Annotated in this window: 19 protein-coding genes; 10 read left to right on the forward strand and 9 right to left on the reverse strand. The window is 64.4% G+C overall.

From position 1 onward, the window contains the following. Positions 1-9: 9 nt before the first annotated feature. Complete coding sequence (locus L9B60_RS02435; RefSeq protein WP_249675845.1) at positions 10-537, reverse strand: Csu type fimbrial protein; 528 nt, start codon at positions 535-537, stop codon at positions 10-12. Positions 538-552: 15 nt separating this feature from the next. After that, positions 553-1,080 (reverse strand): Csu type fimbrial protein, encoded by a 528-nt coding sequence (locus L9B60_RS02440; protein WP_249675847.1) that lies wholly within the window; start codon positions 1,078-1,080, stop codon positions 553-555. 201 nt (positions 1,081-1,281) lie between these two features. On the opposite strand from L9B60_RS02440, the gene zapE reads away from it, so the two are divergent. After that, a complete protein-coding gene (gene zapE / locus L9B60_RS02445; RefSeq protein WP_249675849.1) occupies positions 1,282-2,397 on the forward strand; it encodes a cell division protein ZapE in 1,116 nt (371 codons plus the stop codon). On the opposite strand, the gene L9B60_RS02450 is transcribed toward zapE, so the two are convergent. Further along, positions 2,372-4,249, reverse strand: coding sequence for a propionyl-CoA synthetase (locus L9B60_RS02450; RefSeq protein WP_249675850.1), 1,878 nt, complete (start codon positions 4,247-4,249; stop codon positions 2,372-2,374). The genes zapE and L9B60_RS02450 overlap by 26 nt on opposite strands. Before the next feature lie 117 nt (positions 4,250-4,366). Between L9B60_RS02450 and L9B60_RS02455 the strand changes: the two genes are divergently transcribed. Next, entirely contained in the window at positions 4,367-5,674 is a 1,308-nt protein-coding gene (locus L9B60_RS02455; protein WP_249675853.1) for a protein kinase, read from the forward strand. 28 nt (positions 5,675-5,702) lie between these two features. Here L9B60_RS02455 and L9B60_RS02460 read toward each other — a convergent pair whose 3' ends face one another. Further along, complete coding sequence (locus tag L9B60_RS02460) at positions 5,703-6,410, reverse strand: YebC/PmpR family DNA-binding transcriptional regulator (protein WP_249675854.1); 708 nt, start codon at positions 6,408-6,410, stop codon at positions 5,703-5,705. 126 nt (positions 6,411-6,536) lie between these two features. After that, the gene (locus L9B60_RS02465; protein ID WP_249675856.1) at positions 6,537-7,844 is read right to left on the reverse strand and encodes an MFS transporter; all 1,308 of its coding nucleotides are present in this window, start codon (positions 7,842-7,844) and stop codon (positions 6,537-6,539) included. A 238-nt stretch (positions 7,845-8,082) separates the two neighbouring features. Between L9B60_RS02465 and L9B60_RS02470 the strand changes: the two genes are divergently transcribed. Beyond that, positions 8,083-8,952: a LysR substrate-binding domain-containing protein gene (locus L9B60_RS02470; protein ID WP_249675858.1), complete on the forward strand. Its 870-nt coding sequence runs from the start codon at positions 8,083-8,085 to the stop codon at positions 8,950-8,952. Here the strand turns inward: L9B60_RS02470 and L9B60_RS02475 are convergent. After that, positions 8,933-9,802 (reverse strand): LysR substrate-binding domain-containing protein, encoded by an 870-nt coding sequence (locus L9B60_RS02475; RefSeq protein WP_249675861.1) that lies wholly within the window; start codon positions 9,800-9,802, stop codon positions 8,933-8,935. The two genes, L9B60_RS02470 and L9B60_RS02475, sit on opposite strands and share 20 nt — an antisense overlap. Before the next feature lie 108 nt (positions 9,803-9,910). Here L9B60_RS02475 and L9B60_RS02480 point away from each other — a divergent pair, with 108 nt between their 5' ends. Both L9B60_RS02480 and phnX read left to right on the forward strand, forming a co-directional pair. Next, positions 9,911-11,020: a 2-aminoethylphosphonate--pyruvate transaminase gene (locus L9B60_RS02480; RefSeq protein WP_249675862.1), complete on the forward strand. Its 1,110-nt coding sequence runs from the start codon at positions 9,911-9,913 to the stop codon at positions 11,018-11,020. A gap of 35 nt (positions 11,021-11,055) precedes the next feature. After that, complete coding sequence (gene phnX / locus L9B60_RS02485) at positions 11,056-11,883, forward strand: phosphonoacetaldehyde hydrolase (RefSeq protein WP_249675863.1); 828 nt, start codon at positions 11,056-11,058, stop codon at positions 11,881-11,883. 99 nt (positions 11,884-11,982) lie between these two features. Here phnX and L9B60_RS02490 read toward each other — a convergent pair whose 3' ends face one another. Then, the gene (locus L9B60_RS02490; RefSeq protein WP_249675865.1) at positions 11,983-12,537 is read right to left on the reverse strand and encodes an NADPH-dependent FMN reductase; all 555 of its coding nucleotides are present in this window, start codon (positions 12,535-12,537) and stop codon (positions 11,983-11,985) included. Between the two features lie 214 nt (positions 12,538-12,751). On the opposite strand from L9B60_RS02490, the gene L9B60_RS02495 reads away from it, so the two are divergent. Further along, positions 12,752-12,970 carry a hypothetical protein gene (locus L9B60_RS02495; protein WP_249679643.1) on the forward strand — a complete coding sequence of 73 codons (219 nt, stop codon included), beginning with the start codon at positions 12,752-12,754 and terminating at the stop codon, positions 12,968-12,970. A gap of 60 nt (positions 12,971-13,030) precedes the next feature. On the opposite strand, the gene L9B60_RS02500 is transcribed toward L9B60_RS02495, so the two are convergent. Further along, the gene (locus L9B60_RS02500; RefSeq protein WP_249675867.1) at positions 13,031-13,798 is read right to left on the reverse strand and encodes an AraC family transcriptional regulator; all 768 of its coding nucleotides are present in this window, start codon (positions 13,796-13,798) and stop codon (positions 13,031-13,033) included. 241 nt (positions 13,799-14,039) lie between these two features. On the opposite strand from L9B60_RS02500, the gene L9B60_RS02505 reads away from it, so the two are divergent. The 4 genes from L9B60_RS02505 to L9B60_RS02520 are packed head-to-tail and all read left to right on the forward strand — an operon-like array spanning position 14,040 to position 19,614. Then, positions 14,040-16,871, forward strand: a complete 2,832-nt coding sequence (locus L9B60_RS02505; RefSeq protein ID WP_249675868.1) for a xanthine dehydrogenase family protein molybdopterin-binding subunit — start codon at positions 14,040-14,042, stop codon at positions 16,869-16,871. Continuing rightward, positions 16,864-17,403, forward strand: a complete 540-nt coding sequence (locus tag L9B60_RS02510; RefSeq protein WP_249675870.1) for a (2Fe-2S)-binding protein — start codon at positions 16,864-16,866, stop codon at positions 17,401-17,403. Before L9B60_RS02505 ends, L9B60_RS02510 begins: the two co-directional genes overlap by 8 nt. Positions 17,404-17,405: 2 nt before the next feature. Then, positions 17,406-18,641, forward strand: a complete 1,236-nt coding sequence (locus L9B60_RS02515) for a cytochrome c (RefSeq protein WP_249675872.1) — start codon at positions 17,406-17,408, stop codon at positions 18,639-18,641. A gap of 1 nt (position 18,642) precedes the next feature. Next, entirely contained in the window at positions 18,643-19,614 is a 972-nt protein-coding gene (locus L9B60_RS02520; RefSeq protein ID WP_249675873.1) for an XdhC family protein, read from the forward strand. A 79-nt stretch (positions 19,615-19,693) separates the two neighbouring features. Here the strand turns inward: L9B60_RS02520 and L9B60_RS02525 are convergent, their stop codons facing one another. After that, positions 19,694-20,596, reverse strand: coding sequence for a LysR family transcriptional regulator (locus L9B60_RS02525; protein ID WP_249675874.1), 903 nt, complete (start codon positions 20,594-20,596; stop codon positions 19,694-19,696). Positions 20,597-20,668: the final 72 nt, after the last annotated feature.

Genomic DNA, 20,668 nt, shown 5'->3' on the forward strand with positions numbered 1-20,668 from the left:
CTTGCTGTGTTACCAGTCCAAAGTCACCGTGAGGATGTCGCTGTACACGCCGACCGGCAGCGCGTCGGGGTTGGGCACCACCGCGCCGTAGATCGGAATCGGGACCTGCCCGCCGCTGCTCACGGCGAAGGTGCGTTGCTGGCCGATGGGGTAATGCTGGTTGCCGGCCACATCGAACGACAATTGATAGGGGATAGTCTGGCGCCCGTTGCTCAGGCGCCGGGTGGTGCCATCGCCGTGGGTGCCGCCGTCGATGGTCACGCTGAAGCCGGTGACCGAGGGGTTGCACGCCACTTGCAACACACTGTCGGCAGTGCCGGTGAGACGTGCGTCGACGGGCGCCGTCCAGGTAGGGCCTTGTTGGCCAAAGTCCAGCGTGCCCAGGGAGCCCGCGCTGCCACCGCCCGCCGAGCTGACCTGGCAGCTGGCCGTGAGCACCAGCCGCGCCTCGAACTGGCCGGTCATCAGTGCCTGGGCCGGGCTGCTTAACAGCAGCGTGTTGCCCAAGATCACGCTCAGCGTGGTGATTGTTCGCATATCGCCGTCCTTTGCCTACCAGCTCAAGGTCACCTTCACCAAGTCCGAATACTCGCCCGCCTCCGGCACCTGGGCCAGGTGCTGGATACGGCCATACAGGGGTAACTCGACCGAGCCGGTGCTGGGCACCACGCCGCTGAGCACTTGGTTCACCGGGAGCGGCACGCGCCGGGCCGGGTCGCGGTACAGGGTATAGGGGATGGCCGGGGTACCCGCGCGCGGCCCGCCCAGGTAACGCACCTCGCCCACGCCGCCATGCTGGCCGCCGTCGACTTGCAACTGGTAGGCGGTGTCGGGGTTGCATTCCAGCCGCGCCAGGCGTTGGCCCGACAGTTGGGCCGAAAGCGGGCCCTGCGGGTCGTCCAGCCGCGCGGCGCTGCCAAAGTCCAGGGTGCCGAGGCTTTCTACGCCGCCATCGCGCACATGGGACACCAGCAGGCAGCCGCGCTGCACGCTTACGCGCACCTCCACCTGCAACTGTGCCGCCAGTGCCGCGTCACCGAGCGTCAGGCTCAGCAGCGCCGCGATTGATCGTCCCTTCACGCCTTCACTCCCTTGCCAAGCTTGGATCCATGCCAATGAGGTTAGCAGCCCGCCACTGCGGCGCCAGGTTTGTGTAAAAAACCCGACGCGCAGTCCGACAATCGCCCATGCTTTTGCGAGATGGCTGGCTGCGGTTTTCCCGATTGGTTAAATTAGGCGGATGGCTCCACCGTGGGCTTCGCGCAACGAGAGGAACGCCCCTTGGCCGCCATACCGCCAAAAAAATCCTGGTTCAAATCACGCTTCGGCACCCCTGCCCTGCCCATCGGCCGCGGGCAGCACATCACCGACTACTTCCAGCACAAGGCCGGGCAGCAGGGCTACACCCTGAGCGATGGCCAGCAACAGGTGATCGCGCGCATGGCCGAGAAGGTCGAGCCGCTGTTGCAACCCGACACCGTCAAAGCGCCCCACAGCCTGTACCTGCATGGCGCCGTGGGCCGAGGCAAAAGCTGGCTGCTGGACGGTTTTTTCCAGGCCATGCCCCTGAGCGAAAAGCGCCGCCTGCACTTTCATGACTTCTTCGCCAAACTGCACGAAGGCATGTTCCGCCACCGCGAACAGCCCGACGCCCTGGCCCTGACCTTGGACGAGCTGCTCGCCGATTGCCGGGTGCTGTGCTTTGACGAGTTCCATGTGCACGACATCGGCGACGCCATGCTGATCACGCGGCTGTTCAAGGCCCTGTTCGAGCGCGGCATCTTCCTGCTGGTGACCTCCAACTACCCGCCCGAGGGCCTGTTGCCCAACCCGCTGTACCACGAGCGCTTTTTGCCGGTGATCAAGTTGATCAGCAGCCAGATGCACGTGATGGAAGTCGGCGGCGCCCAGGACTACCGCGCCGACCCAAGCTCCGGCGCGGGCCAGCAATTCGCCCGTGGCCACTACGTCTGGCCCGGCACCCCGGCGCAGCGCCAAGCCCTGCAACTGCCCCCCGCCGACCTGCCGCACTTCCCGCTGGCCGTGGGCAAGCGCCAGTTGCGCGCGCGCATGAGCCATGAGCGCAGCGTGCGCTTTGACTTCGACGACATCTGCGAACAACCGACCGCGGTGATGGACTATCTGGAACTGAACCGTCAGTTCGACACCTGGATCATCGACAAACTGCCGCTGCTGGATGACTGCTCGATTGCCGTGCAGCAGCGGTTTATCAATTTGATCGACGTGCTGTATGACCAGGACAAGTGCTTGCAACTGATCAGCGAGCGGCCGCTGGCCGAGAGCCTGGCGGGCAAGGCGATTGATTTGGCGCGCACGCGCAGTCGGTTGGGGCAGTTGATCGAGGTGGGGCCTATCTTGCCCGCAGTACCTGGCTGATCTCGCCCACTATCGCCACATCATCCAACGTCGAAGGCGGCGCAAACACCTCGTCATCGGCAATCTTGCGCAACACCCCGCGCAAGATCTTCCCCGAACGGGTCTTGGGCAATCGCTTGACCACCCGCACCTGGCGAAAGCACGCCAGGGCGCCGATCCGTTCGCGCACCGTTGCGCTCAGTTCCTGCTGCAACTGCCGCTCCTCGATGCCGTCACCGTCCTTGAGCACCACCAGCGCCAACGGCACCTGGCCCTTGATGGCGTCGTGCACACCGATCACCGCGCATTCGGCCACGGCCGGGTGCAGGGCCACCAGGTCTTCCATTTCGCCGGTGGACAGGCGATGGCCGGCCACGTTAATGACGTCGTCGGTGCGGCCCATGATGTAGACAAAACCCTCCTCGTCCAGGTAGCCGCCGTCACCGGTGTGGTAAAAGCCTGGGAAGGTGCTGAGGTAGGCCTGCAGGTAGCGTGGGTGGTCACGCCACAGGGTCTGGCTGCAGCCGGGCGGCAGTGGCAGCGCGATCACGATGCTGCCTTGCTCGTTGGCGCCCAGGGCCTGGCCCTGCTCGCCCATCACGCGCACGTCGTAGCCCGGCACCGCGCGGTTGCTGGAGCCTGCGCGCGAGCCGCTGCCCTCCAAGCCTGCGCAAGGGGCGGTCACCGGCCAACCGGTTTCGGTCTGCCACCAATGGTCGTGCACCGGTTTGCCGGTCTGTTCCTCCAGCCATTGATGGGTGCTGCTGTCGAGCTTTTCGCCGGCCAGGAACACTTGGCGCAGCGAGCTCAAATCGTAGCGGGCCAGCAGGCGGCCTTCCGGGTCTTGCTTGCGGATCGCGCGCATGGCGGTGGGCGCGCAGAACAACGCGTTCACCTGGTATTGCTCGATGATGCGCCAGTAACTGCCGGCATCCGGGGTGCGGATCGGCTTGCCCTCGTACAGCACGCTGGTGCAACCGCACAGCAACGGCCCGTAGACGATCAGCGAATGGCCGACCACCCAGCCGACGTCCGAGATGCCCCACCACACCTCCCCCGGCTGCATCCCGTAGACCTGGGTCATGGCGAAGGTCAGCGCCACCGCGTGGCCGCCGTTTTCACGCACGATACCCTTGGGCTTGCCGGTGGTGCCGGAGGTGTACATGATGTACAGAGGGTCGCCACTGGCCAGTTCCACCGGGCCTGCGGGCTCGGCGCGCACGACTTCGCGCTGCCAGTCCAGGTCGCGACCCGGTTGCAACTGGGCGACGGCTTGCGGCCGTTGCAGTACCAGCACGTGATCGGGCTGGTGCTTGGCCAACGCCACGGCCTGGTCCACCAGCGGCTTGTATTCGATCACCCGATCAAACTCCAACCCGCAGGACGCGGTCAGCAACAACCGTGGCTGTGCATCGTCGATGCGCACGGCCAACTCATTGGCGGCAAACCCGCCGAACACCACCGAATGCACCGCGCCAATGCGCGCGCAGGCCAGCATGGCCATGGCGGCCTGGGGCACCATGGGCATGTAGATGATCACCCCATCGCCCTTCTGCACCCCAAGCTTGCGCAGCAGGCCGGCCAGTTGCGCCACCTCGGCCAGCAACTGGCGGTAGGTGAAGCGCTGCTGGCTACCGGTGACGGGCGAGTCGTAAGCCAGCGCGATCTGCTCGCCACGGCCTTGTTCCACCTGATGGTCCAAGGCCAGGTAGCTGGTGTTCAAGCGCCCGTCGGCGAACCACTGGTGGGTGCCGTCGCCGCGCTCGGTCAAGGTCTGCGTGGGCGGGCGAAACCAGGCCACGTGACGGGCCTGTTCGGCCCAGAATGCAGCCGGTTCAGCGATGGAGTGGGCGTAGGCGTGCTGATAATTCATCGATGTGCAACCCTGGATTGTTGTTATTGAGGGCGAAGGATGAGTATGGCCGGTGTCCCGCAGGTTGCCATGGCGCGGTATCATGCGCGTCATCTCTTACTGGCCGATGACACCTTTATGGACACCCTCGCACGCTTGAAAGCAGGCCTTTTGGCAGGCACCACCCGCTTGGACCTGAGCTGTGGCCTGAGCGAATTCCCGCAGGAAATCTTCGACCTGGCCGACAGCCTGGAGATACTCAACCTGAGCGGCAACGCGTTGAGCAGCCTGCCCGATGACCTGCACCGGCTGACCCGCATGAAGGTGCTGTTTTGTTCGGACAATCAGTTCACCGAGCTGCCCGCGTGCATCGGCCAATGCCCGCAGCTGAGCATGGTCGGCTTCAAGGCCAACCGCATCGTCAGCGTGCCGGCCGCGGCATTGCCGGCCAAGTTGCGCTGGCTGATCCTGACGGACAACTGCATCGAGCAACTGCCTGAGGCCCTGGGTGAACATTTCCTGATGCAAAAGCTGATGCTGTCTGGCAACCGCCTGCGCCAACTGCCCGGCAGCATGGCCAAGCTGCACAACCTGGAGTTGCTGCGCCTGTCCGCCAACCAGCTGGAATACCTGCCGGCCTGGCTGCTGCAGCTCGAAAGCCTGGCCTGGTTGGCCTATGCCGGCAACCCAATGGGCGAAGCCTTCGACACGCCACAGGACGACACCCAGGTGGTCGAGATCCCTTGGGCAGAGCTGACGTTGGCGCAGCAACTGGGCGAAGGCGCTTCCGGCGTCATCCGCCAGGGCCTGTGGCGCGGCACCCAGCCGGTGGCGGTGAAGCTGTACAAGGGCCACATGACCAGCGACGGCACGCCGCTCAACGAGATGAACGCGTGCCTGGCGGCCGGCAACCACCCCAACCTGATCAAGGTGCTGGGGCGTATCGTCGATCACCCGCAGGGCGCCACGGGGCTGGTGATGGAACTGATCGACCCGGCCTTCAAGAACCTGGCCGGGTTACCGAGCCTGGATACCTGCAGCCGCGATGTGTATGCCGCACACACCCAACCTACCCCACAGGCCGCGCTGCGCATCGCTCGCGGCATCGCCTCGGTGGCCGCGCACCTGCACGCGCGCGGCATCGCTCATGGCGATTTGTATGCGCACAATATCCTCTGGCGCGAAGACGGCGAATGCCTGCTGGGGGATTTTGGCGCGGCGTGCTTCTACCCGCGTGACCGCAGCCGAGCGGCGGAGTTGATGGAGCGGATCGAGGTGAATGCGTTCGGGATATTGCTGGGGGAGTTGCTGGATATCTGCGGTATCGGCGGTAACGTCGAGGATCTGGACATGCTGCATGCCGAATGCACGCAACCGGACATGCTGGATCGGCCTTGGTTCGAAGATATCCACGACCAGCTGAACGAGTACAGCCTGCCTGAGTAGGAGCGGCGGTTCGCCGCTCCTAAGGGGTTTAGCCCGCCAGGCCCACGTACACGTTCTGCACGTCATCGTTCTCGTCGATGGCTTCCAGGAACGCTTCGACTTCCGCCATGTGCTCGTCGCTCAAACCCGACACTGGGTTTTTCGAGGTGTAGCCGATCTTGGCCGCGACCACGGTGAAGCCCTGCTCCGGCAGCGCCTTGCACACGGCGTCAAGGTCGGTGACTTCGGTGATGAACAGGGTCTGGCCCTCCTCCTCGCCCTCGTCGAAATCCTGCGCGCCGGCTTCGATGGCGGCCATTTCGGCATCGGCGTCCGGGTTGACCGGGGTCGCTTCGATCATGCCCACGTGGTTGAAGTCCCACGACACCGAGCCTTCGGCGCCCAGGGTGCCCTTGCGAAACAGCACGCGGATTTGCGATACGGTGCGGTTGACGTTGTCGGTCAGGCACTCGACGATCACCGGCACTTGGTGCGGGGCAAAGCCTTCGTATTTGACCAGGCTGTAGTGCACGGCGTCGCCGCCAATGCCGGCGCCTTTCTTGATGGCGCGTTCCAGGGTTTCGCGGGTCATCGAGGCTTTTTTCGCCTGCTCGATCACCAGGCGCAACCGCGCGTTGGTGTCCGGGTCGGTGCCGGAACGAGCAGCGATCGAAATTTCCTTGGACAGCTTGCCAAAAATCCGCCCTTTGGCGTTGGCTGCTGCTTCTCTGTGTTTAACTTTCCACTGTGCGCCCATGTCGACTCTCTTTCTTTGGCGCCGATGCCGGTATCGATCAGCGCATCGCGCCAGTTTATACGCACCACCGGCCAATCGACAAAAAAACCCGGTCAGTCTGCCGAGACCTGACCGGGAAAGGGCATATCAGGTGCGCAGGGGTTTGATGTTCAGCGCAGGCTCAGGCGTATCGGCAACCTTCAGGCTCACGGGCCGGCTGTTCCAGTGCGGCACCAGCACGGCTGCGGAAAACAGCGCGCAACCGGCGAACACGATAAACACCGTGACCGTATCGAAATAGCCCGGCAACAGGCCACCCAGGACCGCCCCCACCGACCCGCAGCCGTTGACGAAGCCGGCTGCCGTAGCCCCGGCCTTGGCGGTGCCGAAGTCGATCGCCGCCGCACCGCTGATCATGGCGTCCGGCCCGTACAGGGTCAGGCCCATCACAAACAACAAGCTCACCACCACCATCACGCTGCCGGTGTGCATGGCGCCCATGAACAAGGCCAAGGTCACGGTCAATGCCAGCAAACTGATCACACAGGCCGGCATGCGCCGGGCACCAAACAGCTTGTCGGAGGCCATGCCGATCATGATCGGGCCCAGCAACCCGGCCAGTTCAAAGGCCGTCGGCACAATGGCCGCACCCACCTTGCCCACTTGCGGCATCTGCTCGAAGACAATCACCGGCCCCCAAAGCAAAATCGCATAACGTGCTGGCTTGAGCATGAAATACGCCAGCCCCAGCACCAGTACCGTGCGGTTGCGCAGCACCTCGCGCAGCGGCGCCCAGACACTGGTGACATGGGCTGCGGCCTGGACCTGCACTTGCGGCTCCACCGGCGGCAAGCCCACGTCTTGCGGCGTGTTGCGCTGGAAAATAAAGAACAATACGGCCACCAGCCCGACCACGACGGCGCAGGAGACAAACGCCGCCTCCCAGTTGCCGAACACGGTGTAGGCCCAATACCCGGCGAAGGGTGAAGCCACAAGGCCGCCGAAGGCGTAGCACGAACTCCACCAGCCCAGTACCCGGCCGCGTTGCTCGGCGGGAAAAAAGCTGCCGATGTTCTTGCACAACCCCGACCAGCCGGTGGACTGGGCCATGCCCTGGATCAGCATGCAGGTGGCGAAGATCGGAAAGGTCGCGTATGTGCCCATCACCAAGGCCGCCAGGGCCGATATCACCAGGCCGCCCAGCACCACTACCCGTGGGCCAAAGCGGTCGGCGAGCATGCCCCAGGTGAACTGCCCCACGGCGTAGGCCGCCAGGTAGATACCATCCAGGTTGGCCATGGCCATTTTGTCGAGGTGGAAGGTGGGGTCGTCGCTGATGCCCAGCTTGGCCACGGAGAACGCTTTGCGGGTGAAGTAGAAGGCGGCATAGGCCAACCAGGTGATCGCGAAAATCTGCGTGCGCCAACGCTTCAGGGATGCGATGTGCTGTGTCATGTGAGTCTGACCTCGGGGGTTGAGTGTGCCGGCAGAGTTCGAAGTAAAAACGCCAATATTTTTATTGTGATAAGCACTTCAGGGCGGGCCCGCACCTGGTCAGCCGGGTGGTTAAACCCGTGACTCGTCGTAGATCTGTGTCCGACAATCGAGCTGGAAGCGATAGAAACAATTACAGACACATAAGTGAAATCGATTTATCGTATTTCACTCATAAGCTCAGCTTGTAAGGATTGCCATGGCCGTTTCCCACGCCCAACTCAAAGCCTTCCACGCCGTTGCCGTGGCCGGCAGCTTCACCCGCGCTGCCGAAAAACTGTTCCTGACCCAACCTGCGATTTCCGATCAAGTGCGCAAGCTCGAAGAGCGTTTCAGCGTGCAGCTGTTCAACCGCAACAAGCGCTCGGTGCACCTCACCGACCTGGGTGAACGCCTGCTGGCCATCACCCAACGCCTGTTCGTGAGCGAGGCCGAGGCCTTCGAGCTGTTGCAGGATTCCCAGGCCCTGCAGACCGGCAGCCTGACCCTGGCGGTGGACGCCCCCGTGCACGTGTTGCCGCAGATCGCCAGGTTTTGCCAGCGCTACCCCGGCATTACCGTGAAGATCGAAACCGGCAACACCGACGACTCGCTGGGGCGATTGTTCAGCTACCAGGCGGACCTGGCCCTGATCGGCCGCGACATCGAAGACGAGCGCCTGCTGATCGTGCCGTTGCGCGATGCCTCGATGGTGGCGTTTGTTTCCAAGAGCCACCCGTGGGCCGGGCGCACCAGCATCCACTTGGCCGACCTTGACGACACACCACTGGTGCTGCGCGAGACCGGCTCGGTCACCCGGCAAACCCTGGAAGAGGAAATGCACGCCCGTGGCCTGCGCATCCGCCCGGCGATCCAGGTGGAAGGCCGGGAGGCAGCGCGCGAAGCGGTGGTGGTGGGGATTGGCGTGGGCGTGGTGTCGGCGGCCGAAGTGGGCGCCGATGCGCGGGTGTGCGTGTTGCCGATTATCGATTGCCAACGGCGCCTGACCGAGAACCTGGTGTGTTTGCGCGAACAGCAGACCCGGCGGGTAGTGGCGACCTTCCTGGAGATTATGGCGGAGCCGGCGTAACCGGTGCCAAGGCCATGAACGCCTGAATCAGACGCAACTCGCGTCGCCGTTCCAGGCAGCCGATCATGTGCCGGTTGACCAACCCCGCCCCACTCACCGGCACCGCGATCACCCGTGGGTCATGGCTGACCTCCACCGAGGAGACGATGCCGATCCCCAACTGCGCCGCCACCGCCTCCGTCACAGCCTCGCGGCTGTCCAGCTCCAGCAGCACCCGTGGGTGAATCCCAGCCTGGGCACAGGCCGAGTCAAAGGTGCGCCGGGTGATCGAGTTCGGCTCGCGCAACACCATGATCTGCTGGTCCAGTTGCTTGATCTGGATCGAGCGCCCTTCCCACTCATGCCCGGCCGGTACCAGCGCGCAGATGTGCGAGGCGGTCAGTGTCTGCAGGTGCAGGCCCTTGCGCGGCTCCACCTCGGTCATCACCGCCACGTCGGCGTGCTCGGACAGCAGCGCTGCCAGGGTCTCCTGGGCGTTGCCCAGGCGCAGGTTCACCGTGATGCCGGGGTAGCGCGCCCGCAGGCTGGCCAGCATCGGCATCACCCGGTGCGGGCCGTCGGCGGCCACCTCCAGGCGCCCGGTCAGCAGTTGCCGGTTGGCCTCCAGCAGCACCTGGGCCTCTTCGGCCAGGCCAAACATGGCGCGGGTGATGGCCGCAAGCTTGATGCCTTCCTCCGTCAGCTCCACCCGCCGGGCAGTGCGCCGCAAAAGGGTAATCTGGTAGTGCTCTTCAAGGGCCTTGATGTGCCCGGTGACCGCCGGCTGGCTGATGAACAGCCGGCTGGCAGCCCGGGTGAAACTGCCCTCGCGGGCCACTGCATCGAAGGCGCGTAGCTGAAAAAGGTTCATGGATCGGCCTGACTTATAGTTGGCATAACAACAAACAATTTGATTGATGCTTTGCCAAATTGCAACTTAGCCCCCGTAAGTTCAGCCCACCGCTTGCGAGGAACCACCATGAGCACCGCCGCGCCCATACTGCTGACGCCAGGACCACTGACCACTTCTGCCCGTACCCGCCAGGCCATGATGCTGGACTGGGGCTCATGGGATGACAGCTTCAACCAACTGACCGCCAGTGTGTGCGAGCAACTGCTCGGCATCCTCAACGCCAGTGCCAGCCACCACTGCGTGCCCCTGCAAGGCAGCGGTACATTCGCCGTGGAAGCCGCCATCGGCACCCTGGTGCCGCGCGACGGCAAGGTGCTGGTGCTGATCAACGGCGCCTACGGCACGCGCCTGGCAAAAATCTGCAAAGTGCTGGGCCGCGCCTTCAGCACCTTCGAAACCGCCGAAGACGATCCCACCACCCCAGGCGACGTCGACCGCCTGCTGCGCGAAGACCCGAGCATCACCCACGTGGCGCTGATCCACTGCGAAACCAGCACCGGCATCCTCAACCCGCTGCCCGAGATCGCCCACGTCATTGCGCAGCACGGCAAGCGCCTGATCATCGACGCCATGAGCAGCTTCGGCGCCCTGCCGATCGACGCCCAACAAGTGCCCTTCGACGCCTTGATCGCAGCCTCCGGCAAGTGCCTGGAAGGCGTGCCCGGCATGGGCTTCGTGTTCACCCACCAACAGGCCCTGGCGAAAGCCGAAGGCAACAGCCACTCCCTGGCCATGGACTTGTACGACCAGCACGCCTACATGGCCAAGACCGGCCAGTGGCGCTTCACCCCACCCACCCACGTGGTGGCGGCGCTGCACGAAGCGCTGCTGCAGTATGTTGAAGAAGGCGGCCTGCAGGCCCGGCACCAGCGCTACGCCGACAACTGCCAGACCTTGCTCGACGGCATGGCCAGCATCGGCCTGCGCAGTTTTCTGCCGGCGGCCATCCAGGCGCCAATCATCGTCACCTTCCACGCCCCCGAAGACCCGCGCTACCAGTTCAAAGACTTCTACGAACGGGTCAAGGCCAAGGGTTTCATCCTCTACCCCGGCAAGTTGACCCAGGTTGAAACCTTCCGCGTGGGCTGCATTGGCTGCGTCGACCGCAGCGGCATGCAGGCAGCGGTGGATGCGATTGCGCAGGTGCTGCGCGAGATGGAAGTGCTGGACATCTAACTCCCTTTTTTCACGATTTTGCTCAGGAGCACCCCATGAACTACAACAACCCAAGCAAGACCCAAGCCGTGATCCTCGACTGGGCCGGCACCGTGGTCGACTTCGGCTCCTTCGCCCCCACCCAGATCTTTGTCGAAGCCTTTGGCGAGTTCGACGTGCAGGTGTCCATCGAAGAGGCACGGGGCCCGATGGGCATGGGCAAGTGGGACCACATCCGCACCCTGTGCGACATCCCGGCCATCAGCGAGCGCTACAAAAAAGTATTCGGCCGCGCGCCCACCGACGATGACGTGACCGCCATTTACAACCGTTTCATGCCGCTGCAGATCGAGAAGATCGCCGCCCATTCGGCGCTGATCCCCGGCGCCCTGGACACCATCACCCAACTGCGCCAGCACGGTTTGAAGATCGGTTCGTGCTCCGGCTACCCGGCCGTGGTCATGGCCAAGGTGGTGGAGCTTGCGGAAAAAAACGGCTACGTCGCCGACCACGTGGTGGCCACCGACGAAGTGCCCAACGGTCGCCCATGGCCTGCCCAGGCCCTGGCCAACGTGATTGCCCTGGGGATTGACGACGTCGCCGCCTGCGTGAAGGTCGATGACACCGTGCCGGGCATCCTGGAAGGCCGCCGCGCCGGCATGTGGACCGTCGCGCTGGTGTGCTCGGGCAATGCGCTGGGGCTGACCTACGAGGGCTACAAGGCGCTGCCGGCCGCGACGCTGGCCAGCGAGCGCACGCGCATCCACGCGATGTTTGAAAGCTCGCGCCCGCACTACCTGATCGACACCATCAACGAGCTGCCGCAGGTGATCGAAGACATCAACCGCCGCCTGGCGGCGGGCGAGATGCCGCAGGCAGTCTGATCGAGGCCACTGATGGGGCTTTTGTGCGAGCGCGGCTTGCCGGCGATGGGGCCCTCAGGGACGCCATCGCCGGCAAGCCGCGCTCGCACAGGGCAAGGCTCACTTCTTGTGTTGCTCGACCCAGGTGGCGAACGCATCGATAAAGCTCTGCAGGAACGGCTTGCTCTTCTCCGACAAGTGCCCCGCGTCATCGAACAACGCCCCGGCATTGCCCACGTAGGCTTCGGGCTGCTGCATCATCGGCACATTCAGGAACACCATGGACTGGCGCAAATGATGGTTGGCGCCAAAACCACCCACCGCCCCCGGCGACACACTGATCACCGCCCCCGGTTTATTGCCCCAGGAACTCTGCCCGTAAGGCCGCGAACCCACGTCGATGGCGTTCTTCAGCGGTGCCGGCACCGAGCGGTTGTACTCCGGCGTCACGAACAACACCGCATCACAGCCCCCCAGTGCCTGGCGAAACGCTGTATAACTGGCGGGTGGATTCACGTCGATGTCTTCGTTGTACAACGGCAGATCGCCGATCTCGATGATCTTCAACGACAGCGTGGCCGGTGCCAGGTCCGCCAGCGCCAAGGCGACCTTGCGGTTGATGGAGGCTTTGCGCAGGCTGCCGACCAACACCGCAACCGAATAGACCTTGCTCATGGCAACTCCCACATGCTGACAAAAGGAAGGGTAGGTATAGATGATGGTGGCGCAGTCTGCCGCTTATCCGTTATCGCCCTGCCGGCTGCACAAAGCTTTATGCTACCCGCCGCTTGCCCGGTTTTTTTTCACATCCGGTAAAACTTCCCCTATAAAACAGTGGTCTACAGGGGCAGAAGTTATCTACCGGATTTTTCCAGAGGTTGTAAATCAAATGGCTGCAGTACTCGTTGGACAATTTCATGCACGGGATGCCGAAGGCCGCATCTACCCGGTGCACGAATTCCAGGAATCGGTTCAGAGCTTGGATGACAGCACTCTTTCGGCACCCAAGACCACCTATCGCCTGGCCATTGGCGACCGTGTGACCCACTTGGGTGAAGACCGTTTTCAGCTGTTGCAAAGTGGCGTGGAAATTACCCGGATCCCGTGAGGCGTCCCAAGCCCATGGCCCAGCCCTCTCCCCTGAGAGAGCGCTGGGGTGGGCCCGCCCTCACCGGGCAACATACTGCGAAGGCGCCACCCCCAGCGCCCGCCGGAACATGTCACTGAAGCTGCTGGGCGTATACCCCAGCGACCGTGCGATCACGCTTACCGGCACCCCCTGGATCAACTCCGCCACCGCCGTGGCCAGTTGCACATCCCGCCGCCACTGTGCGAACCCCATCCCTAACGCCGCCTGAAACAACCGCGACAAGGTCCGCACGCTGGCGCCCACGTGCTCGGCATGCTGCTCGAACGCGATGTCCAGCGACGGCGAATCCATCACCGCCTGGCACAGGTTCATCAAGCGCCGGTCCGAGCCGCCGGGCATCGGCACCTTGATCAAGGTACGCCGCGCCCGGCCAAGCTCCAGTAGCGCCAGGCGCGCCAACGCATCGTAGTACGGCCGGTCGCTCTGCTCGCGCTGCTCCACCAGGTTCAGGATCAATTCGCGCAGCAAGCGCCCCACTTCCAGCACCTGCACCGTGCCTTCCAGCGTGGCAGCGGTGTGCGGCGGCACATAGATGTTGCGCATTTCCAGGTCCGACACCACCCGTATCCCGTGGGCCACGCCGGGTGGCAACCACACCGCCCGCTGCGGCGGCACCACCAGCGCTTCGTGCGGGGTTTGCACCCACATTACCCCCGACATCGCGTACAGCACCTGGCCCCAGGCGTGCTGGTGCGGCTCCACGAAATGCCCACGCACGTAAGTACGGGCCAAGGGTTGCACCGGCATGCGGGTGTTGGACAAATCGGGAGGTGCGGCGAGGGCCATGGCGTAAAGCACAAAACACGGATCGGGACACGAATACTACCGGTAATGGCCACATGAAACACAGCCGCCGCCCGCCGCTTTGCTTTGCTTTACGCCAGGGAAACCGATAAAGTTAACTTTCAGGTCAGCTTTTAACTGCCAATGTTCCGCCCTTCGCACCCGCTGCAAGGGCATCTGCGTGACCTCAATAACAACACCTACAACGACATGGGCGGACCCTGTACTGCCCAGAGGATGTTTGATGTCCAACCGTGATTTCTCCCGGCGCTCCTTCCTGCAAGGCGGGCTGATTGCGGGCGTCAGCGTGACGCTCACGCCCCTCAGCGGCCAGGCCCTGGCGGCACTCAAGGAAAGCAGCGTGACCGTGCCTTCCGAACAGTGGCTGGGCAACAACGGCAAGGCGCGTTCGCGTAACGATGCCTTGTCCAAGGTCTGCGGCAGCAAAGTATTCGCCCGCGACATCCGCGCCAAGGACATGGCCGGCTGGCCCCAGCAACAGGGCCACGCCATGTTGTTGAAGATCACCAAGGCCGACCGGCTCTACGCGGGGTACGACCTGTCGTGGCTGAGCCCCGAGCTGCAACCCGATCGCATCGTCACCGCCCAGGACCTGGACAAGGACGGCATCGTCTTCCCCGAAGACCACGCTCCCGACCCGTTGCTGCCGGTGGGCCAGGTGCCGATGTTCATCGGCCACCCGGTGGCGATCCTGATCTGGAACGACTTCGAGCGCTTCCGCCAGGCCAAGAACCAACTCAAGTTCAACGACAAGGCCATCCGCTACGGCGCCAAGGTGCCCTTCTACGAGCGTGACCCTTACGGCAGCTTCCGCTACGTGCGCGTGGGCGGCGCCACCTCGGCCGACGAAGACGAATTCGCCAGCCTCAAGGACTCGATCCTGTTCCCGATGCTGAAGAACCGCCGCCCGGTGTGGAACTCCCAGCCCGACCTGCACGGCAACCTGACCGAGCGCGGCCTGTTCTACGCCCAGCGCATGCAGCAGCAACTGCAGACCCCGCCCGACAACTGGCTGGTGTTCGACGAGCGCTACAAGACGCCGTCCATTGAGCCGGCGGCCATGGAGCCGGACAACGGCAACGGCTGGTATGACCCCGCCAGCAAGACCCTGCATTTTGTGGTGGCTACCCAATGCCCGCTGGAAGCGGCGACGGAAACGGCGAAGATGATCGCCCCCTCGCGCTTCGGCCTGGCCAAGCTGAACATGCACCCCGGCTACACCGTGGGCTACGGCTCCAAAGACCACAACATCTTCGTCTACTACGCAGCCCTGGCCGCGCTGTATGGCGCAGGTGTGCCGGTGCGCCTGGCCAACGACCGCTACGAGCAATTCCAGAGCGGCATCAAGCGCCACCCGTTCGATATCCGCTACCAATTGGCCGTGGACAAGACCGACCACAGCTTCCAGATCTTTCGCGCCGAGATGAACGTCGACGGCGGTGGGCGCATCAACTACAGCCCCTCCGTGGCTGCCGTGGGCGCCACTGCCGCGCAGTCGATCTACTACATGCCGCAGAACGATTTGCAAGTGACCGCCTACCACTCGCGTGGCGTCGAGGCCGGCTCCATGCGCGGCTACGGCACCCTGCAAAGCATGGCGTCCACCGAAATGATGGTCGACGAAATCGCCGGGCGCCTCAAGGTCGACGCCATCGACCTGCGCCGCAAGAACGCCCTGCGCTCGGGCATGAAAAACACCCAGGGCGCGATCCCGGCCGGTGCTTTGCGCCTGCACGAAATCCTCGACAAGGCCGCCAGCCATCCGGTCTGGAAAAACCGCGACGCGCTCAAGCAGCAGCGTGAAGCGGCAGACCCAGACAACTGGTACGGCGTGGGTTTTGCCATCTGCCAGAAAGACTTCGGTACCGGCAGCGAAGCGCCCATGGCCAGCATCGAGTACACCGCCGAAGGCCACATCACCTTGCGCCACATCGGCATCGAGATCGGCACCGGCATGTCCACCTCCCAGGCCTTGGTGGTGGCCGACTTCCTCGGCCTGCCCGCCACCGAGGTCAAGACCGGTGAAACCGAGTGGGACGAGCTTCAGCTCACCAGCGGTGGCAACCCCTACATCATGAGCCAGGCCGAACAGGACGCCAACCTGCGTAACCCGCGCTGGGTGGGCAAGATCGCCTCGGCCTCATCGGCCACCAACTCGGCGTTCTACTTCAGCCACGCCACCCGCGAAGCCGCCCGCGTGCTGTTCAACCACGGCTTGTGGCCAGCGGCCCTGGAGATCTGGCGCCAAGGCCCGTTTGGCGGCCAGGCCAACCCTTACGTGGTGCGCCGCGAAGACGCCTACTGGGTCGACGGCCAACTCACCGCCAACGGCATGCAGCCTTTGCCCTTCGCCCAGTTGGCCAAGCACGCCCACGCCCGCGGCCTGGTCACCGGTGCCACGGTGCACGGCTTCAATCGCTGGAGCTGGGCCGAGGCCGAATACAGCATCGACGGCGTGCGCGAACGCCTGCCGCTGGACGGCCTGGCCGTGAAATACGGTGACGGCGCCCCCGGCATCAAGAAGGCGCAGATGAGCAGCGCAGGCTTCCACCTGCTCGATCGGCAGAACGTGCAATACCCGGCCACCCAACTGAACAACGCGGCGGTGACCTACTACAGTCCGGTCGCAACCTTGGTGGAAGTAAAAGTGAACAAGGGCTCGGCCGAGGTTTCGGTACTCAACCACCATTCCTGGGTGGAGTGCGGCCGCGTGCTGGTGCCCGAACTGGTCAAGGGCCAGCTCGAAGGCGGCATCGCCATGGGCATCGGCCATGCGCTGATGGAAGAAATGCCCCTGTACGAAGGGGGGCCGGGCGAAGGTGACTGGAACTTCAACCGCTACCGCCTGCCCATGGCCCGGCACGTGGCGGTGTGGAACCAGACGGCGGAGATTCTGCCGCCGCTGTCACCCAGCGACCCGTCCAAGGGCATTGCCGAAGTGGTGATGATCCCTGTGGTCGGCGCCATCGGCAACGCCGTGGCCCACGCCATTGGCAAGCGCGTGCGCGACCTGCCGATCACTTCTGCTCGTATCAAGGAGGCCCTCAATGGCTAACCGTGCGCTCAACCTGACCCTCAACGGTCAACCCGTCGGCCCCGTGGACGTCCCTGATGACCTGCCGATGCTCGACTACCTGCACGAATACGAAAACCTCACCGGCTCACGCCTGGGCTGCGGCCAGGGCATCTGCCACGCTTGCGTGGTGATCGTCGACAACCCCGACGGCACCAGCGAGCAAGTGCGCACCTGCATCACCGGCGTGCACTATTTCGAAGGCAAGACCGTGCGCACCATCGAAGGCCACGCCTCGCGCGATGCCGACGGCAAGGTCATTGCGCTGAGCCCGATCCAGCAACGCTTCGTCGATGAATTTGCTTTCCAGTGCAGCTACTGCGCGCCCGGCTTCGTCAACGCCGCCACCGTGCTGGTGGAAAAGCTGCAACGCCAGCCCGTGGTCAAAAGCCAGTTGGAACAGGTGATCGAAGACAGCCTGGGGCAACACGTGTGCCGCTGCACCGGCTACGTGCGCTACTACAACGCCACGCGCAACGTGCTGACCGATCTCGGCCTAGTCAAGGAGGGCTAAGCATGACACCTACACTGTCGCGCCTGGCCTTGGCGCTCACCCTGTGCACCCCGCTGTTGGCCGCGCACGCCGATGAACAGGTGGCCCGCGGCCAATACCTGGCTCGCGCCGCCGACTGCATGGCCTGCCACACCGTACCCGGTGGCGCGCCGTTCGCCGGCGGGCTGCCGATCGTCTCGCCATTCGGCACCATCTATGGCACCAACATCACCCCGGACAAGGAACACGGCATCGGCCTGTACAGCGACGACGAATTCTTTGCCGCCCTCACCGAGGGCAAGCGTCGGGATGGTGCCAACCTGTACCCGGCCATGCCCTACACCTCGTACCACCTGATGCCGCGCGCCGACTCCGACGCCATTCATGCGTACCTGAAAACCGTGGAGCCGATCAACCGCCCTGCCCCCGTGACCCACCTGGCCTTCCCGTTCAACGTGCGCCTGGGCCTGATGGGCTGGAACATGCTGTACGGCAATGACCTGAAGCTTGCGCCCGCCCAGGGCAAAAGCGAGGCCTGGGCGCGCGGGCAATACATGGTCGAAGTGCTTGGCCACTGTGGCGAATGCCACACCCCGCGCGGCCTGCCCGGCGCCATGCAGCAAGACAAGCGCCTCACCGGCGGGCTGCTCAATGGCTACCTGGCGCCCAGCCTGTTGGCCGATGACCTGGCCGCCCGCGGCTGGGATCATCAAGACCTGAGCAGCTTCCTCAAGCACGGCATGAGCGCCCAAGGCACGATGTTCAACGAGATGTTCCCGGTGTTCCACAACAGCACCCAGGGCCTGAACGACCCGGACCTTTCGGCCATGGCCACCTACCTGCTGGGCGACCAGCCACCTGCGGCCAAGGCGCCTGCAACGGTCGCGCTGGCCGACCTGGGCCCCAGCGCCCAGCGCGGCCGCCAGCAATACCTGAACGTGTGCGCCGGCTGCCACGCCCCCGAAGGCGAAGGCAAACCGCACGTTGCGGTGGCGATGCGCGGCAACACCACCTTGCGCCTGGAAGATCCGCGCAACCTGGTGCGGGTGATCGAGGACGGTATCGGCGAACAGAAGTTCGCAGGGTTCGAGCACATGCAACCCATGCCGGGCTTTGCCGACAAACTGGGCACCGAGCAACTGACTGACCTGCTCAATTACCTGCGCCAAGGCTTCGGCGGGCAAACCGCAGAGCTGACGGTGGCTGACGTGCAGGCGCTCGAAGCCCAGGCCCCGGCCGCCGAACACGGAGCCCACTGACATGCAGCACCTGGACCTGCAAGTGCTGCAGCGCGCACTGGCCTGGTTGTCCGCAGGCCAGCCGGTGTGGCTGTGCACGGTGCTCGCCACCTATGGTTCGGCGCCCCGTGCGCCGGGCTCGTTGCTGGTAGTCAACGGGCAAGGCCAATGGCTGGGCTCGTTGTCGGGCGGCTGCGTGGAAGATGATTTTCTGGCACGTATCCAGGAGGGTGAGTTTCGCCAAGCAGTCAGCGTGGTGCGCTACGGTGCGGGTGACGAGCCACGGGCACAGGTCAGCCTGCCCTGCGGCGGCGTGCTCGACGTACTGGTCGAGCACTTGGGCAACGATTGCCAAGTGCTGGAGCACCTGCGTGCGCTGGAATCAGCGCTACAAGGACACGGCCGGCTGATTCGCGAAGTCGACCTGCACACCGGCGCACGCAGCCTGCAGGCCGACACCGAACAAGGCCCGCGCATCGAACGCGAGATCGATCGGGTGCGGCTGCGGGTCGGTGCCGCGCAACGCTTGCTGCTGGCCGGCTACTCCAGCGTCGCCCACGCCTGCGCGCAATTGGGCGTCGGCCTGGGCTTTGAAGTGGTCCTGTGCGACCCGCGCGAGGAGGTGCTCGACGGCGTGGTGCTGGAGGGCGTCGAGATCCGTCGGCAACTGCCCTCGGTGTTCATCGCCGCCGGCGGCTGCCACCGCGACACCGCCGTGGTGGCGCTGACCCACGACCCGCGCATCGACGACTTGGCCATGATGGAAGCGGTGCGCACCGAAGCCTTCTACATCGGCGTGATGGGCTCGATGCAAACCTCCACCAAACGCTTGGAACGCCTGCGCCGCATCGGCAGGCTAAGCGAGACGGACCTGGCCCGGGTGCACGCGCCGATCGGCCTGAACCTGGGCAGCAAGACACCGGCCGAGATCGCTCTGGCGGTACTGGCCGATATCGTGCGTATCCGCAGCGGGGTGGCGCGGGACAGGTTGTGACAGGCGCACACAGGGCCCCTTCAGACCCCACAGCAGCGTTCGGCAGTATCTAGGAAGAACGGCGTACCACCCTTTTTCGCTACCCCATCACCCGCACCACATACTCCACAAAACTGCGCAACTTGGGCGAGCGGTAGCGCTCTTGTACGTACACCAGATGCATCGGGCGCACCGGCAAGCGATGGTCGGTGAGCAGCGCCTGCAACTTGCCTTCGGCCAGTTCCTCGCGCACCAGGGCATCGGGCAGCATGGCGATGCCCAGCCCGCTGAGGGCTGCGCGCTTGAGGGCCGGGGCGCTGTTGACGGCGATGCGGCCGCTGATGTCGACCGTGACCTCCTCACCGTCCGAACCGCGCAGGCGCCATTGTTTTTCCGTCCAGCGCCACTCGGTGCCGGCCGGATAGGAGAACGACAGGCAGTCGTGATCGGCCAACGCCTGGGGCGTGGCAGGCTGGCCGCAACGCTGGAGGTAGCCGGGCGAAGCGCAGATGGTCAGGCCGTAGTCGACCAAAGGCCGGGCGATCAGGCTGGAGTTTTCCAGGGTGCCGAGGCGAATGGCGGCATCGAAGCCCTCCTCCACCAGGTCGACCACGCGATCAGTCAGCACCACGTCGAGCTTCACCGCAGGGTGTGCCGCCAGGTAATCGGCCAAGGCCGGCATCAGGCTTTCGGCACCGAAGGTCGGTGGCGCAGTGATGCGCAGGGTGCCGTGGGGCACGGCCTGCACCTGCTCGGCCAATTGCTCGGCGGCGCTGACCTGGCCAAGGATATCCAGGCAACGCTGGTAATAGGCATGGCCGAACTCGGTCAGGCTTTGGCGGCGGGTGGTGCGACGCAACAGGCTCGCACCAAGGCGCTGCTCCAGGGCCCGCAAGTGGTTGCCGACCATGGTGGTGGACAGCCCGCTCGCTTCCCCGGCGGCCGTCATGCTGCCGGTTTCCACCACTCGCACGAACACCTGCATGGCTTGAAACACGTCCATTATCAACCCTGGCTTTAAAGTGTTATCAGTAATAGCGGGTTTATCACGCCCTACTGGTAAAAGATACTCGCT

Source organism: Pseudomonas abieticivorans, from assembly GCF_023509015.1.
In the GTDB taxonomy this organism is placed as follows: domain Bacteria; phylum Pseudomonadota; class Gammaproteobacteria; order Pseudomonadales; family Pseudomonadaceae; genus Aquipseudomonas; species Aquipseudomonas abieticivorans.

What these genes read in the sequence shown, in the direction of transcription:
- L9B60_RS02525 (WP_249675874.1), bottom strand. Translation starts at nt 20,596, where the DNA reads ATGGACGTGTTTCAAGCCATGCAGGTGTTCGTGCGAGTGGTGGAAACC.
- L9B60_RS02450 (WP_249675850.1), bottom strand. Translation starts at nt 4,249, where the DNA reads ATGAATTATCAGCACGCCTACGCCCACTCCATCGCTGAACCGGCTGCA.
- L9B60_RS02500 (WP_249675867.1), bottom strand. Translation starts at nt 13,798, where the DNA reads ATGGCCCTCGCCGCACCTCCCGATTTGTCCAACACCCGCATGCCGGTG.
- L9B60_RS02510 (WP_249675870.1), top strand. Translation starts at nt 16,864, where the DNA reads ATGGCTAACCGTGCGCTCAACCTGACCCTCAACGGTCAACCCGTCGGC.
- L9B60_RS02455 (WP_249675853.1), top strand. Translation starts at nt 4,367, where the DNA reads ATGGACACCCTCGCACGCTTGAAAGCAGGCCTTTTGGCAGGCACCACC.
- L9B60_RS02470 (WP_249675858.1), top strand. Translation starts at nt 8,083, where the DNA reads ATGGCCGTTTCCCACGCCCAACTCAAAGCCTTCCACGCCGTTGCCGTG.
- L9B60_RS02490 (WP_249675865.1), bottom strand. Translation starts at nt 12,537, where the DNA reads ATGAGCAAGGTCTATTCGGTTGCGGTGTTGGTCGGCAGCCTGCGCAAA.
- L9B60_RS02435 (WP_249675845.1), bottom strand. Translation starts at nt 537, where the DNA reads ATGCGAACAATCACCACGCTGAGCGTGATCTTGGGCAACACGCTGCTG.
- L9B60_RS02495 (WP_249679643.1), top strand. Translation starts at nt 12,752, where the DNA reads ATGGCTGCAGTACTCGTTGGACAATTTCATGCACGGGATGCCGAAGGC.
- L9B60_RS02505 (WP_249675868.1), top strand. Translation starts at nt 14,040, where the DNA reads ATGTCCAACCGTGATTTCTCCCGGCGCTCCTTCCTGCAAGGCGGGCTG.
- L9B60_RS02465 (WP_249675856.1), bottom strand. Translation starts at nt 7,844, where the DNA reads ATGACACAGCACATCGCATCCCTGAAGCGTTGGCGCACGCAGATTTTC.
- L9B60_RS02480 (WP_249675862.1), top strand. Translation starts at nt 9,911, where the DNA reads ATGAGCACCGCCGCGCCCATACTGCTGACGCCAGGACCACTGACCACT.
- L9B60_RS02515 (WP_249675872.1), top strand. Translation starts at nt 17,406, where the DNA reads ATGACACCTACACTGTCGCGCCTGGCCTTGGCGCTCACCCTGTGCACC.
- L9B60_RS02460 (WP_249675854.1), bottom strand. Translation starts at nt 6,410, where the DNA reads ATGGGCGCACAGTGGAAAGTTAAACACAGAGAAGCAGCAGCCAACGCC.
- L9B60_RS02520 (WP_249675873.1), top strand. Translation starts at nt 18,643, where the DNA reads ATGCAGCACCTGGACCTGCAAGTGCTGCAGCGCGCACTGGCCTGGTTG.
- L9B60_RS02475 (WP_249675861.1), bottom strand. Translation starts at nt 9,802, where the DNA reads ATGAACCTTTTTCAGCTACGCGCCTTCGATGCAGTGGCCCGCGAGGGC.
- phnX (WP_249675863.1), top strand. Translation starts at nt 11,056, where the DNA reads ATGAACTACAACAACCCAAGCAAGACCCAAGCCGTGATCCTCGACTGG.